At 65.9% G+C, this 1625-nt stretch carries 2 protein-coding genes; both read left to right on the top strand.

The window, feature by feature from the left end; all coding sequences use genetic code 11:
* Positions 1-493: OmpA family protein (locus VGD20_RS00005; protein ID WP_331132483.1), on the top strand; the 493-nt coding region annotated here is incomplete at its 5' end.
* A 15-nt stretch (positions 494-508) separates the two neighbouring features.
* The coding region (locus VGD20_RS00010) for a TolC family protein (protein ID WP_331132484.1) at positions 509-1625 on the top strand (1117 nt) is incomplete at its 3' end.

Here is a 1625-nt window from a genome sequence, read left to right on the forward strand (position 1 = left end):
CGAGGCCAAGGTGCAGTGCGAGATCGGCAAGGGCTATCTGAAGAGCGGCACAAAGGATGCGGACAGCATCAGCAAGTGCGACGGCTTTTCCGCCCGCATGGCGCAGGCCTCGGCGCCCGCGCCGATGGCAGCCGCACCCGAGCCCGCGCCGGCCTGCGGCGTCGATCCCACGGTGTCGGTATTCTTCGACTGGAATGTCGATACGCCGCCCGCAGAAGCGCAGACGACGGTCCAGCAGATGGTGGCGAGCCGCGCGAGCTGTGGCTGGACCCGGCTTGCGGTGACCGGCCATGCCGATCGTTCGGGCTCGGACGACTACAATGTCGGCATCTCGACGCAGCGCGCCAACAACATCGCCGCGATGCTCGAAAATGCGGGGATGGCTGCCACCGACATGACGGTGGCGGGCAAGGGCGAATCGCAGCTCAAGATCGAGACCGCGGACGGTGTGCGTGAGCCGATGAACCGCCGCGTCGAGATCAGTGCACAGTAACGGGGGGATGAAGCCATGACGAAGAGCAACAGGATCAAATGGATCATCGGATTCCCCGGCGCGCTCATGCTGAGCGTCGCGGGGCTCGCCCAGGCGCAGACCGTGGATCTGAAATCGGCGGTCGAGGCCGCGCTCGAATCGCACCCGGAGATCAACCAGGCCGCGATGAACAAGGAGGCCATCGAGTTCGAGCGCAAACAGGCGCAGGGCCAGTTCCTTCCGCGCGTCAGCACCGAGGCGTCGGCGGGCGTCCGCCGTCTCGAGAACAATACGCGGCGCTCGCTCGGCATCGCCGACCAGACGCTCTACCCGCTCGAAACGGGGCTTGTCGCTGAACAGGTAATCTACGATTCGGGCGTGCGCTCGTCCGAGCTCAAGCGACAGGCCTCGCGCACCGATGGTGCTGCGCTGCGCGTCGAGGAGCGTTCGGAGTTCGTCGCATTGAACGTCTCGCGGCAGTATCTCGACTATCTGCTCCAGCAGCGGATCGTCGCGGCCTCGGACGATAACGTCACCTTCCATCAGGGCCTCGTGAACGATCTGCGCGAGGGTGTCGCCAAGGGCTCGATCAGCATCGCCGACCAGCAACAGGCCGAAGAACGGCTCCAGGCGGCACGCGTCCGCAGAACAGAGGCGCAGGAAGAGCTCGTCAACGCGGCGATCGAATTCCGCACGCTGACGGGCATGTCGATCGATCAGGTATCGATGCCGCCTTCGCTCAAGGCCAGCCTGCCGCCGTCGCTGCCCGACGCGGTCGAGGGTGCGCGGGAAAAGAACCCCCGCGTACGCGAGGCGATGGCCGATATCGATGCCGCGCATGCGATGGTCGACAAGGCAAAGGCCGAAATGTATCCGACGCTCTCGCTCGAGGGCCGCGGCCGCGTTGGCGATGACGTCGACGGTTTCCGCGGGCGTACCGAGGATCTGCAGGCGCGTGTCGTGTTGCGCTGGACTGCGTTCGACGGCAACATCAACCGCAACAAGGTGCAGGAGATGGTCCGCCGCGCGAGCGAGGCGCGCTTCCGGATGCACCAGCTCCAGCGCGAGGCGGAGGAAGATGTTCGCCGCGCATGGAATCGCTGGGAGCAGCAGGGCGCGCTCGTCACAGAACTCGAGCAGCAGGGCCGCGTCT

Origin of the sequence: Sphingopyxis sp. (assembly GCF_036402335.1) — a bacterium.
Lineage (GTDB): Bacteria > Pseudomonadota > Alphaproteobacteria > Sphingomonadales > Sphingomonadaceae > Sphingopyxis.